At 68.5% G+C, this 12,251-nt stretch carries 14 protein-coding genes; 10 read left to right on the forward strand and 4 right to left on the reverse strand.

The window, feature by feature from the left end:
• Positions 1 to 191 precede the first annotated feature (191 nt).
• Positions 192 to 1,550 carry a GH1 family beta-glucosidase gene (locus VEA98_RS12715; RefSeq protein WP_324815020.1) on the forward strand — a complete coding sequence of 453 codons (1,359 nt, stop codon included), beginning with the start codon at positions 192 to 194 and terminating at the stop codon, positions 1,548 to 1,550.
• A gap of 179 nt (positions 1,551 to 1,729) precedes the next feature.
• Here VEA98_RS12715 and VEA98_RS12720 read toward each other — a convergent pair whose 3' ends face one another.
• Positions 1,730 to 3,250 (reverse strand): carboxylesterase/lipase family protein, encoded by a 1,521-nt coding sequence (locus VEA98_RS12720; protein WP_324815022.1) that lies wholly within the window; start codon positions 3,248 to 3,250, stop codon positions 1,730 to 1,732.
• Between the two features lie 124 nt (positions 3,251 to 3,374).
• Here VEA98_RS12720 and VEA98_RS12725 point away from each other — a divergent pair, with 124 nt between their 5' ends.
• Both VEA98_RS12725 and VEA98_RS12730 read left to right on the forward strand, forming a co-directional pair.
• On the forward strand, positions 3,375 to 4,892 hold the full coding sequence (locus VEA98_RS12725) for an HWE histidine kinase domain-containing protein (RefSeq protein WP_324815024.1): 1,518 nt from the start codon (positions 3,375 to 3,377) through the stop codon (positions 4,890 to 4,892).
• Positions 4,889 to 5,266: a response regulator gene (locus tag VEA98_RS12730; RefSeq protein ID WP_324815026.1), complete on the forward strand. Its 378-nt coding sequence runs from the start codon at positions 4,889 to 4,891 to the stop codon at positions 5,264 to 5,266. The genes VEA98_RS12725 and VEA98_RS12730 overlap by 4 nt, the downstream gene beginning before the upstream one ends.
• 123 nt (positions 5,267 to 5,389) lie before the next feature.
• On the opposite strand, the gene VEA98_RS12735 is transcribed toward VEA98_RS12730, so the two are convergent.
• The 3 genes from VEA98_RS12735 to queF form a co-directional block, all read right to left on the reverse strand.
• Positions 5,390 to 6,973 (reverse strand): NAD(P)/FAD-dependent oxidoreductase, encoded by a 1,584-nt coding sequence (locus VEA98_RS12735; protein WP_324815028.1) that lies wholly within the window; start codon positions 6,971 to 6,973, stop codon positions 5,390 to 5,392.
• A gap of 92 nt (positions 6,974 to 7,065) precedes the next feature.
• Positions 7,066 to 7,950, reverse strand: coding sequence for a DUF817 domain-containing protein (locus VEA98_RS12740; RefSeq protein ID WP_324815029.1), 885 nt, complete (start codon positions 7,948 to 7,950; stop codon positions 7,066 to 7,068).
• 70 nt (positions 7,951 to 8,020) lie between these two features.
• Entirely contained in the window at positions 8,021 to 8,482 is a 462-nt protein-coding gene (gene queF, locus VEA98_RS12745) for a preQ(1) synthase (RefSeq protein ID WP_259551958.1), read from the reverse strand.
• A 73-nt stretch (positions 8,483 to 8,555) separates the two neighbouring features.
• Here queF and VEA98_RS12750 point away from each other — a divergent pair, with 73 nt between their 5' ends.
• The 7 genes from VEA98_RS12750 to VEA98_RS12780 all read left to right on the forward strand — a co-directional run bounded on the left by VEA98_RS12750 (position 8,556) and on the right by VEA98_RS12780 (position 12,251).
• Positions 8,556 to 9,110 carry a TonB family protein gene (locus tag VEA98_RS12750; RefSeq protein ID WP_324815035.1) on the forward strand — a complete coding sequence of 185 codons (555 nt, stop codon included), beginning with the start codon at positions 8,556 to 8,558 and terminating at the stop codon, positions 9,108 to 9,110.
• 64 nt (positions 9,111 to 9,174) lie between these two features.
• The gene (locus tag VEA98_RS12755; protein ID WP_324815038.1) at positions 9,175 to 10,101 is read left to right on the forward strand and encodes a nitronate monooxygenase family protein; all 927 of its coding nucleotides are present in this window, start codon (positions 9,175 to 9,177) and stop codon (positions 10,099 to 10,101) included.
• A gap of 27 nt (positions 10,102 to 10,128) precedes the next feature.
• Positions 10,129 to 10,830 (forward strand): TorF family putative porin, encoded by a 702-nt coding sequence (locus VEA98_RS12760; RefSeq protein ID WP_324815039.1) that lies wholly within the window; start codon positions 10,129 to 10,131, stop codon positions 10,828 to 10,830.
• 37 nt (positions 10,831 to 10,867) lie between these two features.
• A complete protein-coding gene (locus VEA98_RS12765) occupies positions 10,868 to 11,077 on the forward strand; it encodes a hypothetical protein (RefSeq protein ID WP_324815040.1) in 210 nt (69 codons plus the stop codon).
• A 163-nt stretch (positions 11,078 to 11,240) separates the two neighbouring features.
• On the forward strand, positions 11,241 to 11,453 hold the full coding sequence (locus tag VEA98_RS12770; protein ID WP_168049003.1) for a cold-shock protein: 213 nt from the start codon (positions 11,241 to 11,243) through the stop codon (positions 11,451 to 11,453).
• A 249-nt stretch (positions 11,454 to 11,702) separates the two neighbouring features.
• Positions 11,703 to 11,915, forward strand: coding sequence for a cold-shock protein (locus tag VEA98_RS12775; RefSeq protein ID WP_168049007.1), 213 nt, complete (start codon positions 11,703 to 11,705; stop codon positions 11,913 to 11,915).
• Positions 11,916 to 11,990: 75 nt separating this feature from the next.
• Positions 11,991 to 12,251: a hypothetical protein gene (locus tag VEA98_RS12780; RefSeq protein ID WP_324815043.1), complete on the forward strand. Its 261-nt coding sequence runs from the start codon at positions 11,991 to 11,993 to the stop codon at positions 12,249 to 12,251.

Raw genomic sequence — 12,251 nt, forward strand, 5'->3', positions numbered from 1 at the left:
GCGATGCCGGCCCGCTTGTCGCGGGTCCGTTCGACATTTCCGTGTAACCGATTACATGACACACTAGCAATGAGGCCCGCAAGTGCCCTAGTTTGGTCACAAGCGGGTTGTGTCCACGGCGCTACATGCGTACCGCCTTCGCTGCGCCCGCCGCTTCACATTTGTTCCCACGCGTCTCACGAGCCTTACACATGACTACGGAAAACACAGGTAAGTTTCTGTTTCCGGAAGGTTTCCTGTGGGGCGCCGCGACGGCTGCCTATCAGATCGAAGGCTCGTCGATGGCCGACGGCGCCGGCGCATCGATCTGGGACCGATTCAGCCACACTCCGGGCAATATGAAGGACGGCGACACCGGCGACGTGGCCTGCGACCACTATAACCGCTGGCGCGAGGACATCCAGCTGATGAAGCGGCTGAACCTCCAGGCCTACCGATTCTCGGTCAGCTGGAGCCGGGTGATTCCCGAGGGCCGCGGCGCCATCAATCCCAAGGGCCTCGACTTCTACGACAAGCTGGTCGACGGCCTGCTCGAGGCCGGCATCGAGCCGCTCTGCACCCTCTATCACTGGGACCTGCCTGCCGCCCTCGACGACCGCGGCGGCTGGCTCAACCCCGACATCGCCGACTGGTTCGCCGACTACGGCCAGGTCCTGTTCGAGAAATTCAAGGGCCGGGTGAAGACCTGGGGCACCATCAACGAGCCCTGGGTCATCGTCGACGGCGGCTATCTGCACGGCGCCCTTGCGCCCGGCCACCGCTCGGCCTTCGAGGCCATGATCGCCGGCCACAACGTGTTGCGCGCCCACGGCGCCGCGGTGAAGCGGTTCCGCGAAGTCGGCGAGGGCCAGATCGGCATCGTCCTCAACATCGAGCCGAAATACCCCGCCTCGGACAAGCCCGAGGACGAGGCCGCGCGCCGCCGCGCCGAGGCCCAGATGAACCGCTGGTTCCTCGACCCGCTGATGGGCCGCGGCTATCCGGAGGAGCTGAAGGACGTCTACGGCGAAGCCTACCGCGAGTTCCCGCAGGAAGACTTCGACCTGATCGCCCAGCCGACCGACTGGATGGGCCTCAACTGGTACACCCGCTCGGTGCCCGAGAACGCGCCCGACGCCTGGCCGACCCGCTCACGACCTGTCAAACAGGTCCAGCACGCCCACACCGAGACCGGCTGGGAGGTCTATCCCCCCGCCCTGACCGACACCCTCGTCTGGCTGCACGAGCAGACCAAGGGCCTGCCGCTGATGGTCACCGAGAACGGCTCGGCCTGGTACGATCCGCCCCACGCCATCGACGGCCGCATCCACGATCCGATGCGCGTCGACTACCTGAAGAACCACCTCAAGGCCCTGCACGACGCCATCGGCAAGGGCGTCGACGTGCGCGGCTACATGGCCTGGTCGCTGCTCGACAATCTCGAATGGTCGCTGGGCTACTCCAAGCGCTTCGGCATCACCCACGTGAATTTCCAGACCCAGGAGCGGACCATCAAGGACTCCGGCCTGCTCTACGCCGAGGTGATCAGGTCGAACGGCGCGGTGCTCTAAGGCGCCTTCCGCTCCCTTCCCCCGTCGCCCTCGGGCTTGACCCGAGGGCCAGACCGTGCGGTGCTCCGTCAGCCGGACGCGGTCACATGCGTGGGGCCGCCTCCGACGAATAGCCCCGCCCCGCCTTCGATCCTCGGGTCAAGCCCGAGGATGACGACCGTGGAGGTCTCGCCTGAGCGTCAGCGCACCCGCTCATAATACGCTTCGATCAGGTCCAGCCGCTCGCCGAACGGAACCGGCTTCGCCACCGGCCCGTCATTGGTGAACTCCAGCAGCGTATCCGGTCCGTCGCCGAACTCGGGCCAGGCAGGCCGACCGGCCCCATTCGGATCGCCCTTCGCCGCGAAGGTCGTCCAGTAGCCGGCCATCGCATCCGCCTGCCGCTGGTCCATCTCATTCGTCAGCCACGGCGAGGCGGTCAGGTTGTCGAACACATACTGCCGCTCCGAGGCGTGCGTCGCCCCCGCATGAGGCTCCGGCATCGCCGCCGAGACCACGTCGAACCGGTACAGGTACGTCGGATGCCCATTCCGCGCGCGCAGCCGCGCCAGATGGCGCGCCGGCTCGTTGAACACGAGATCGCTGAGCACGAACTGGTCGTAGCCCTCCTGCCCGCCATAGGCCGCCAGGAAGGCCGCCCGCTCCTCGGGCGTCATGGCGTCGTCGATCGCGCCGTAGGGGCTGAGCTCCGACGGCTTCATCCACCAGAACTCGGCGCTGTTCGTGCCGATGATCAGAGGGACTGGCGCCTCGCGCCCGGCGGCGAAGGCCGTCGCCACATCCTCGGCCACATACAGCCCGTCATTCACCAGCAGGTCGCCGCCGTAGAAATTCGGCGCTCGCCGCAGGAGGGTCTCGGCCGGCAGGGCCCGCAACTCCGACGGGGTGCTCGCCCCGTGCGCGGCGGCGAACGCCTCCCCCCTCGCCTGCATCGACAGCCCGCCGTCGCGTCGCGCCCGGTCCAGCGGCGTGCCCTCGTCGCGCCCAAGCCCCGACTGCACCACCGCCCGGTGGAACAGCCCCCGCGCCGGCTCAGAGATCATCAACCGGGTCACCAGCGCCCCGCCCGCCGACTCGCCGAAGATCGTGACATTGTCCGGATCTCCCCCGAACGCCGCCGCATTCTCCTGCACCCATCGCAGGGCCGCGGTCACGTCCATCAGCCCGTAGTTCGCCGCCGGTTCGCCCGGCGCCCGCTCGGCCGCCAGGGCCGGATGATCGAAGAACCCCAGCCGCCCCAGTCGGTAGTTGATCGTAACCACCACCACGCCGCGTTTCGCCAGATTGGTCCCCTCGTACAGCGCCGCCGTGCCCGAGCCGTTGTTCAGCCCGCCGCCGTGAATCCAGAACATTACGGGCCAGCGCTCCCCCGGAGGCGCGGTCGTCCAGACGTTCAGCGTCAGGCAGTCCTCGCTCATCGGCAACGGACCGACGCCGTTGTCGCCGTTCGCCGGAGGCTGGATGCAGATCGCGCCGACCTGCCCTGCGTCTCGCTCGCCGCTCCAGGGCTCTGCCGGCTGCGGAGCCCGCCAGCGCAGACCGCCGACCGGCGGCCTCGCATAGGGCACGCCCTTGAAGCTGCGCACGCCGCTCGCTTCGCGGCCGACCAGCACGCCCTGCTCCACCATCGCCCGGGGCGCCGCGTCGGCGGGATCAGCCGGTGAGATCATCAGAAACGCCGCCGCGAAAAACGAAGCCATCAGCATTGATGCAGACTAGCGGCCTGCGCCCCCTTGGCCCAAACGACAAAATGCACGAGACACGCCGGGCGCGTGAACCGATGCGCGCTCAGGGCGTTACAGCGCGGGCAAGTCGGGGACGGGATTGAAGGAACTGGCGAAATCGGGCGGCCTGACGGTCGATCTGGCGAGCGCGTTCGACGCCTCGCCCAATCCCTATGTCCTGCTCACGCCCGATCTGCGCATCGCCGGGGTCAACCAGGCCTATCTCGAGGTCACCAACAGCCGCCGCGATGCGATCATCGGCAAGCCGCTGTTCGCCGCCTTCGACGCGGGTCCCGGCGAGGAAGCGCCCGAGAACGTGCGTCAGGTCCAGGCCTCGCTGGAGCGGGCCCGCGACACCCGTCAGCGCGATCATGTCCCGCTGGTCAAATTCCCGATGGCCAGACAGCTGGACGACGGGAGCAAGGTGTTCGAGGACCGCTACTGGAGCGCCACCCACACCCCGATGCTGGACGAGGCCGGAGAGGTGGCGTTCATCCTCCAGCACACCACCGACATCACCGAGCTTCAGCGGCTGCGGGACCGCCGCCAGCGGACCGAGCGGTCGAGCGCCCTCGACGTCATGCTGGGCGGCGCCGTCCTGGGACGGGCCGAACAGGTCCAGGAAGACAACCGCCGCCTCGAGGGCGAGCGCAACCGCCTGATCGACATGTTCATGCAGGCCCCCGGCTTCGTCGCCGTCCTGACCGGGCCGGACCATGTCTTCCAGATGCACAACGCCGCCTACGCCCAGTTGATCGGGCACCGCGAGATTACGGGCAAGCCGATCCGCGACGCCCTGCCCGAGGTCGTCGGCCAGGGCTATTACGAGTTCCTCGACACCGTCTATTCGACCGGCGAGCCACACGAGGGCCGCGCCAGCCGGGTCCAGCTCCAGCGCGCGCCGGGCGCGCCGCTGGAGGGGGTCTATCTCAACTTCGTCTACCAGCCGATCCGCGACGCCTCGGGCGCGGTGGTCGGCATCTTCGTCCAGGGCCACGACGTCACCGAGACCGTCCGCTCCGCCGAACGGCAGAAGCTGATGATCGACGAGCTGAACCACCGCGTGAAGAACACCCTGGCCACGGTCCAGTCGATCGCCATGCAGACGGCGCGGTCCCACGCCGATCCGCGCACCTTCGCCGAAGGCTTCCAGGCGCGGCTGCTGGCCCTGTCGCACACCCACGACCTGCTGACGCGCAGCCACTGGGAGGGCGCGGAACTGGCGGACATCCTCCAGCACGAGACCGAGGCGCACGGCAGCACCCGCGTCTCGGTCACCGGCCCGCGCGTGGCCCTGGCGCCCGCCGCCGCCCTGTCGCTGGGCATGATCTTCCACGAGCTGGCCACCAACGCCGCCAAATACGGAGCCCTGTCGGCGCCGGACGGCCGCGTCCTCGTCGACTGGAGCGTCGCCGACCAGACCCGGCCCCGGCTCGAGCTGCTGTGGCGCGAGGTCGGCGGTCCCGCCGTCGCGCCCCCGGATCGCAAGGGCTTCGGCAGCCGGCTGATCGAACGCAATGTCCGCCATGATCTGGCCGGGACGATCGAACTCGACTACGCACACGACGGATTCGTCGCGACAGTCTCATTTCCACTGGACAGGGAGCAGGGCACATGAGCCAGGCGATTGCAGGCCGCCGCGTGCTGATCGTCGAGGATGAATCCCTCGTCGCCATGCTGCTGGAGACCATCCTCGAGGACATGGGCTGCGTCCCCGTCGGCCCGGCCGCCACGGTCGACGAAGGCCTGCGGATGGCCACCGACGCCGAACGCGTCGACGCCGCCCTGCTCGACGTCAATGTCGCCGGCAAGCAGGTCTTCCCCGTCGCCGAGGCGCTGAAGGACCGCGGCGTGCCCTTCGTCTTCTCGACCGGCTACGGCGAGGGCGGCCTGCCCGACGAATGGCGCGGCCAGCCGACCCTGCAGAAGCCCTTCACCGAAGCCGCCGTCCGCGACGCCCTGATGGCCGCGATGGGGCTGGCGGACGTCTGAAGCGAGGCTCAGGCAGTAGGCAGCGGGCAGCAGGCAGCGGGAAGAACCGCGCGCCCTTGCCGAGCGGCGCCAAGTTATTCGCGGGCTACTGGACCCCTCTGCCTGCTCCCTGCCGCCTGCTCCCTACCGTCCCAGATCCTTCACCACCGCCCGCGCCGCATTGTGCCCCGGCGCCCCGGTGACCCCGCCGCCCGGATGCGCGCCCGAGCCGCACAGATAGAGCCCCGGAACCGGCATCCGGTGATCGGCATGGCCCAGCACCGGCCGGGCGCTGAACAGCTGGTCCAGCGTCAGCCGTCCGTGGAAGATGTCGCCGCCGACCAGGCCGAAGCGCCGTTCCAGGTCTCGCGGCCCCAGCGCCAGCCGTCCCAGCACCGATGCCTTGAAGCCGGGCGCATGCGCATCGACCGTCTCGATCATCAGGTCCGCCACCGTCTCGCGATGCTCGTCCGCGAGCGCCGGATCGACATGCTGGCAGAACAGGCTGGCCACGTGCTGTCCCGGCGGCGCCAGGCTGTCATCCAGCGCCGACGGGATCAGCATCTCGACGATCGGCTTCGACGACCAGCCGTTCAGCTTCGCCTCCGAATACGCCCGGTCCATATAGGCCAGCGACGGCGCCATGATGATCCCGGCGGTCAGGTGATCCCCCTGCCCCGGCAGCGCGGTGAAGTTCGGCAGCTCCGACAGCGCCACGTTCATCCGGAACGTGCCCGACCCCGACTGGTAGTTCCCGATCCGCTCGCGGAAGTCCGCCGGAACCACCGCGTCATCCACGAACCGCTCGAACAGCAGCCGCGGGTGCAGGTTCGAGACCACCGCCCGCGCCCGGACCACATCGCCCGCCTCGGTCACCGCCCCGACCGCCCGGCCCTTCTCGGTCAGCACCTCGGCGACCGGCGCCTCCAGCCGCACGTCGACGCCCTGCTCTGCGCAGGCCCTGGCCATCGCCTGGGTGATCGCCCCCATGCCGCCCAGCGCGTGACCCCACACCCCCTTGCGCCCGTTCACCTCGCCGAACACATGATGCAGCAGCACATAGGCCGAGCCCGGCGTGTACGGGCTGGCGTAGTTCCCCACCACGCTGTCGAAGCCGAACAGCGCCTTGATCGGGTCGCTCTCGAACCAGCCGTCCAGCCAGTCGCCGGCCGACTTGGCGAACAGGTCCAGCAGGTCGCGCCGCCCCTGCACATCCAGCCCCGCCGCCTGCCTGCCCAGCCCGCCGGCCTTGAGCAACTCCGGCAGCATGGCCATCCAGCCGCCCTCGACCACATTGGGCGGGGCCTTCAGGATCCAGTCGCGCAGGATCGCCGCCACCACCTCCAGGCGCCGCTCGTACTCCGGCAGCCGTTCCGCATCCCGCGCCGAAAACTTCGCCACCTCCGCCTGCGTCCGGCCCTCGCCGGCCAGCAGATGCCGCCCGCCCTCCAGCGGCAGGAAGTTGGAGACCTTGCGCTCGACCACGGTGAGCCCGTGCCGGGCCAGATCCATGTCGGCGATGACCTTCGGATTGAGCAGGCTGACGGTGTAGCTGGCGGTCGAGTTGCGGAACCCCGGATGGAATTCCTCCGTCACCGCCGCCCCGCCGACCACGTGCCGCCGCTCCAGCACCGTCACCTTCAGCCCGGCCCTGGCCAGATAGAAGGCGCAGACGAGCCCGTTATGGCCTCCGCCGAGGATGACGACGTCGCTGGTGGTTGTGGTCATGCGGCCCTCCGCCGCCTCCTCTAGCGGGTCGAGGGTCGAGGGGCGAGGGTCGAAAGGGCCGGCGCATAACTGCCAGCCCGACGCGACCCCTGCTAATCCCTCGACCCTCGACCCCCGACCCTCGACCCTTCCTCCTCCGGCCGATGCACCAAAGACACCAGCACGACCGAGATCATCATCAGCAGGAACCAGCTGCCCAGCTTGGCCAGCGACACCGGCTCCCAGCCGTCGTCCTGCCCCGGATAGATCCACGCATTGGCCCAGGTGCCGAGGTTCTCCGCGAACCAGATGAACAGCGCCACCAGCAGGAAGCCCAGCAGGAAGGGCATCGAGCGCCGCTTCCGGTCCGGCGTGAAATAGAACCAGCCGCGCCCGAACAGCACCGCCGTCAGGGCGAACAACCCCAGCCGCACGTCCGGCAGCCAGTGATGGGCGAAGAAGTTGACGTAGATCGCCGCCGCCAGCGCCCACGTCGTCCACAGCGGCGGATAGTGGCGGAAGCGGATGTCGAAGATGCGCCAGATGCGCGCGATGTAGCTGCCCACCGCCGCGTACATGAAGCCCGAGAACAGCGGCACCGCGCCGATCCGCAGCAGGCTCGGCTCCGGATAGATCCATGACCCCGCCGCCGTCTTGAACAGCTCCATGACCGTGCCGACCAGGTGGAAGACGAGGATGACCCGCGCCTCCTCCCAGCTCTCCAGCTTCAGCGTCAGCATCGCCGCCTGGATCGCCACCGCGCCCAGCACCAGGAAGTCGTAACGCGTGATCGGCGCTCCCTCGGGCCACCACAGCTTCGTCGCCAGCAGCAGCGCCAGCATGGCCCCGCCGAACAGGCAGGCCCAGCCCTGCTTGAGGCCGAACATGAGGAACTCGAACCCGTACCGGCTCCATGCGCGCCGGTCCGACCACCGCTGCAACCGCTCCAGCCAGTGCCGGCCCCACAGTTCGAGCGGAAGACGGCGCGGTTCGGTCATGGCGCCACCCTGGCGGACGCCGGACGCCCGGGCATGAGCAAATCCTGAGGATTTGACGCGCGCGGCGAATTCACCCGCGCCCGCGGTACGTCGGCACGCCCTGATCCGGCAGCCACAGCCCCTCCGGCGCCGGTCCGGTCTGCCAGAACACGTCGATCGGGATGCCGCCGCGCGGATACCAGTAGCCGCCGATGCGCAGCCACTGCGGCTTCAGCAGGTCGACCAGCCGCTTGCCGATGGCCACGGTGCAGTCCTCGTGGAAGGCCCCATGGTTGCGGAAGCTGGTCAGATACAGCTTCAGGCTCTTGCTCTCGACCAGCCACTCACCCGGCGCATAGTCGATGACGATGTGGGCGAAGTCCGGCTGGCCCGTCACCGGGCACAGGCTGGTGAACTCCGGCGCCGTGAACCGGGTCAGATACAGCGTCCCCGCATGCGGGTTCGGCACGCGCTCCAACACGGCGGTCTCCGGGCTGGTCGGGGCGGCGGTCATCTGGCCGAGCTGGTGCAGGCCTGAGGTGTCGGTGGTCATGGCGGGGCGGTTTCAACTTGCGGGCGCACTGGCGCACGGGGCATGAAGGGACTGTAGGGGAGGACATACGGCCATGCGGAACCCATTTCAAAGCCTGAGTCCCGCCCGCGGCGTTTCGGCGGCCGCGGCGAGCCTGGTCTGGCTGGCGGCCTTCGGGGTGATCGCCCAGGAGCGTCCCCATGCCCCCGGCCCGCCCGCCGGAGATGCGAGCCCCGCCCCCGTCCCCGCGCCGCCGATCTTCAAGGAAGACCGCATCGCGATCCGTCCGCCGGACTGTCTCGATTGCCGCCCGTCGCCGCCGCCGCGGCCTTCGGTGATCACCAATCCGGCCTGGGCCAGCCCGCCCAGCCCCGAGTATCCGAAGGCGGCCATGGACGCCGCGGTGGCGTCCGGACGCGTCACCTTGTCCTGCATCGTCCTGCAGAACGGCGTGCTGACCAATTGCGAGGTCCGGGATGAAACGCCTCCAGGTCTCGGTTTCGCGGAGTCGGCCCTCGTCGCCTCGGCGCGCGCCCGGGTCTCGCCGCGCACGGTCGACGGAGCGGCGGAACTTGCCCGCGTGACATTCACCGTCCGCTACATCCTGGCCCCGGAGCCGACGCCCCCTTCTCCGGCCCCGCAGACCTGAGTTCCATTTGCCTTCCCCGGCGACAGCCCGCTATCCGTAGCGAAAGACAACGGGGACGGATCTCATGGCCATTCCGGCATCGCTGCAAAAGGGACTGACGCTGCCGGTGATCGCCGCGCCGATGTTCCTCGTCTCCGGCCCCGACCTCGTCGTCGAGTGCTGCAACGCCGGCGTCATCGGAACCTTTCCGTCGCTGAACCAGCGCACCACCGAGGGCTATCGGGACTGGCTGCACGACATCAAGGCGCGGCTGACCCCCGACGCCGCCGCCTTCGGCGTCAACCACATCGTCCATCCGACCAACCCGCGCCTGATGGCCGACATGATGGTCTCGGTCGAGGAGAAGGTGCCACTGATCATCACCTCGCTCGGCGCGGTCCGCGACGTGGTCGACGCCGTGCACGGCTACGGCGGCGTGGTTTTCCACGACATCGCCAACGTCCGCCACGCCAGGAAGGCCGCCCAGGCCGGCGTCGACGGCCTGATCCTGGTGGCCAACGGCGCCGGCGGCCACGCCGGGGTGGTCAACCCCTTCGCCCTCGTGGAGGAGGTGCGCGGCTTCTTCGACGGGACCATCATCCTGTCCGGCTGCCTGTCGACCGGCCGCGACGTGGCCGCGGCGACCATGATGGGCGCCGACTTCGCCTATATGGGCACCCGCTTCATCGCCACGGCCGAGAGCCAGGCCCAGCCGCACTACAAGGAGATGATCGTCGAGGCCGGCTCGATGGACATCACCTACACCCCGGCGGTGTCGGGCATTCCGGCCAATTTCCTGACCCCGTCGCTGATCGAGAACGGCATCGACCCGAAATCCCTGCCCGAGCACAAGCTCGACATGGCCGACGAGGCCAAGGCGTGGAAAACCGTCTGGTCGGCCGGCCAGGGGGCGGGCGCCATCCACGACATCCTGCCGGCGTCGCAATTGGTTCGCCGTTTGCGCGACGAATATTCGCGGGCCTGTGATGATTTCGACAAGAAGCGGCTCTAGATCGGTCGCATCAACCGAGGCCGTAACATGATCCGCACCCTGACGACCGCCGCCGCCGCGACCGCCCTGCTGGCCTGCGCCCTGCCCGCCGCGGCGCAGGACGCAGCCCCCGCCTCCGGCTCGTGGTCGTTCGCCTTCGGCGCCGCCACCGACAACCGCTCCAAGGACGTCTCCAAGACAGACGGCGAGCCGTTCGTCTGGGGCGAGGCGGAATGGGAGAGCGCCTCGGGCCTGTTCTACGCGGGGCCCTCGTTCGAGACGATCAAGTCGTCCGGCTCCGAGCTCGAGCTCGCCCTGAACGCCGGGGTGCGGCCGGAGGTGGCCGGGTTCGACCTCGACCTCAACGTCAAGCACAAGTGGCAGGTCGACGCCAATCCCGGCGTGGACGACGACGCCTGGGAGTTCACCGCCGACGTCAAGCGGTCGATCGGCCCCGCCAGCGCCCGCCTGCGCCTGCAGTATTCGCCCGACAGCACCGGCGCCACCGAGGCCTGGACCTGGACCGAGGCCCAGGTCGGATGGGACTTCACGGACAAGCTCTACGGCTCCGCCGCCATCGGCCGCCGCGAGCAGGACAACAGCGTCGACTACACCGGCTACAACATCGGCCTGAACTACGCCCTGACCCGCAATCTCGAGGCCGAACTGCGCTGGTACGGTACGGACGCCGACGTTCCGGGCGAACAATACGCCGATAGTCTGGTCGCCGGCCTCAGCTTCGCCTTCTGAGGCTCGCAATCGCGCCCCGTCATGCCTACCTAGGGGCATGACTCACAGACCGACCACGCTCGAACGCGCCTATGAACTCGCCCGCGAGGGCCGTTGCCGCACCGTCAGCGACATCAAGCAGGCCCTTTCGGCCGAGGGTTTCGACCGCATCCAGGACTCCCTGTACGGCCCGACCCTGAGCGCGGCGCTGCGCAAGCTGTGTCAGGAGCACTACGTCGCGCCGGCCGAGGGCGAGACCGCCGAATAGGCCCGCCTTGCTTTGGCCGCGGGGAACGTGCACAACCCGGATGTCGATCTCTTTCTGCGAAACGCCACCCTCTGCTTTCGCACTGAGGTCTAGCCGCTCCTTTTAGACCCGACAGGCCTCCAGGGGCTCTTCCCTGAGGCCAACGCCAAACGGAGGTCTAAACATGGCTACCGGCACTGTGAAATGGTTCAACGGCACCAAGGGCTACGGCTTCATCCAGCCTGACGACGGCGGCAAGGACGTTTTCGTCCACATCTCGGCCGTCGAACAGGCGGGCCTGCGCGGCCTCGATGAAAACCAGAAGGTTTCCTACGAAATCGAGCGCGACAAGCGTTCGGGCAAGGAATCCGCTGGTCAGCTGAAGACCGAGGGCTGAGTTCAGGCGCCGGTCTCTGGCGCATGATTTCGAACGGCGGCGCGGGCGAAAGCCTTCGCCGCCGTTTTGCTATCTGGACCCCTGCCCTTGCTATTCCTCCGCAAAGGGCCCACCTCAGGCTCGTCGATCTCTCTGCGAAACGCTGCTGTCCCTTTGCATCGCGCACCGAGGTCCAAAGCCGATCCCATTCAGACCCGACAGGCCTTCCGGACTCTTTCCGGCGGTCAACTGCTAGCGGAGGTCCTGAAAATGGCTACCGGCACTGTTAAATGGTACAACTCCACCAAGGGCTATGGTTTCATCGCCCCCGATGACGGCGGCAAGGACGTGTTCGTCCATGCTTCGGCCGTTGAAGTTTCGGACCTCGGTTCGCTCAACGAAAACCAGAAGGTCTCCTACGAGATCGAGCGCGACTCGCGTTCGGGCAAGGAATCGGCCGGTCGCCTGAAGGCCGCCGAATAGTTTCCGACTGACGGAAAGGCCGGCCGCCGATCCCGGCGCCGGCCCGACCACCGTACCCCTGTTCTGGAGACTGCCATGACCCCGCTTGCCGACATGATCCCCGCCATGAGCGATCCCGACCTCAAGGCCCTGCGCGCCAACGCCGCCCGCCTGTCGGAATCCGGCACCGCCGTGCAGATGAACTCCGCCGCCGAAATCCTCCCCCTGATCGACGCCGAAACCGCCCGCCGCGCCGCCGCGCCCGCGTCCACGGTCAAGAAGGTCCGCGCCCCGGCCAAGAAGAAGGTCGTCCCCGCCAGCGGCCACCAGACGGCGCTGCCGAGCAAGGCCGCCTGA

It is taken from the genome of Brevundimonas sp., assembly GCF_035627055.1.
Classification (GTDB): Bacteria; Pseudomonadota; Alphaproteobacteria; order Caulobacterales; family Caulobacteraceae; genus Brevundimonas.

Bases quoted from the DNA above. Each gene is read 5' to 3' on its own strand.
- VEA98_RS12775 (WP_168049007.1), top strand. From the start codon at position 11,703: ATGGCTACCGGCACTGTTAAATGGTACAACTCCACCAAGGGCTATGGT.
- VEA98_RS12760 (WP_324815039.1), top strand. From the start codon at position 10,129: ATGATCCGCACCCTGACGACCGCCGCCGCCGCGACCGCCCTGCTGGCC.
- VEA98_RS12780 (WP_324815043.1), top strand. From the start codon at position 11,991: ATGACCCCGCTTGCCGACATGATCCCCGCCATGAGCGATCCCGACCTC.
- queF (WP_259551958.1), bottom strand. From the start codon at position 8,482: ATGACCACCGACACCTCAGGCCTGCACCAGCTCGGCCAGATGACCGCC.
- VEA98_RS12735 (WP_324815028.1), bottom strand. From the start codon at position 6,973: ATGACCACAACCACCAGCGACGTCGTCATCCTCGGCGGAGGCCATAAC.
- VEA98_RS12750 (WP_324815035.1), top strand. From the start codon at position 8,556: ATGCGGAACCCATTTCAAAGCCTGAGTCCCGCCCGCGGCGTTTCGGCG.
- VEA98_RS12730 (WP_324815026.1), top strand. From the start codon at position 4,889: ATGAGCCAGGCGATTGCAGGCCGCCGCGTGCTGATCGTCGAGGATGAA.
- VEA98_RS12740 (WP_324815029.1), bottom strand. From the start codon at position 7,950: ATGACCGAACCGCGCCGTCTTCCGCTCGAACTGTGGGGCCGGCACTGG.
- VEA98_RS12765 (WP_324815040.1), top strand. From the start codon at position 10,868: ATGACTCACAGACCGACCACGCTCGAACGCGCCTATGAACTCGCCCGC.
- VEA98_RS12715 (WP_324815020.1), top strand. From the start codon at position 192: ATGACTACGGAAAACACAGGTAAGTTTCTGTTTCCGGAAGGTTTCCTG.
- VEA98_RS12755 (WP_324815038.1), top strand. From the start codon at position 9,175: ATGGCCATTCCGGCATCGCTGCAAAAGGGACTGACGCTGCCGGTGATC.
- VEA98_RS12720 (WP_324815022.1), bottom strand. From the start codon at position 3,250: ATGGCTTCGTTTTTCGCGGCGGCGTTTCTGATGATCTCACCGGCTGAT.
- VEA98_RS12770 (WP_168049003.1), top strand. From the start codon at position 11,241: ATGGCTACCGGCACTGTGAAATGGTTCAACGGCACCAAGGGCTACGGC.